Origin of the sequence: Citrobacter sp. Cu233, assembly GCF_030332225.1 — a bacterium.
GTDB lineage: Bacteria > Pseudomonadota > Gammaproteobacteria > Enterobacterales > Enterobacteriaceae > Citrobacter.
Genome location: NZ_JAOWIF010000007.1, coordinates 1 through 211, shown reverse-complemented (window position 1 = coordinate 211; position 211 = coordinate 1). Strand labels below are relative to the sequence as shown.

Annotated in this window: 1 tRNA gene; it reads right to left on the bottom strand. The window is 55.0% G+C overall.

The annotated features are described in order from the left end of the window. Positions 1-7 precede the first annotated feature (7 nt). Positions 8-84: transfer RNA gene (locus OGX95_RS00025), tRNA-Asp, on the bottom strand. Between the last annotated feature and the right edge of the window lie 127 nt (positions 85-211).

Genomic DNA, 211 nt, shown 5'->3' with positions numbered 1-211 from the left:
TAATAAGTGGCGGAACGGACGGGACTCGAACCCGCGACCCCCTGCGTGACAGGCAGGTATTCTAACCAACTGAACTACCGCTCCACCGAATTTCTTTGTCACCACCCGGATTATTCATCCCGGTTTACTGCAATTTGATGCCTGGCAGTTCCCTACTCTCGCATGGGGAGACCCCACACTACCATCGGCGCTACGGCGTTTCACTTCTGAG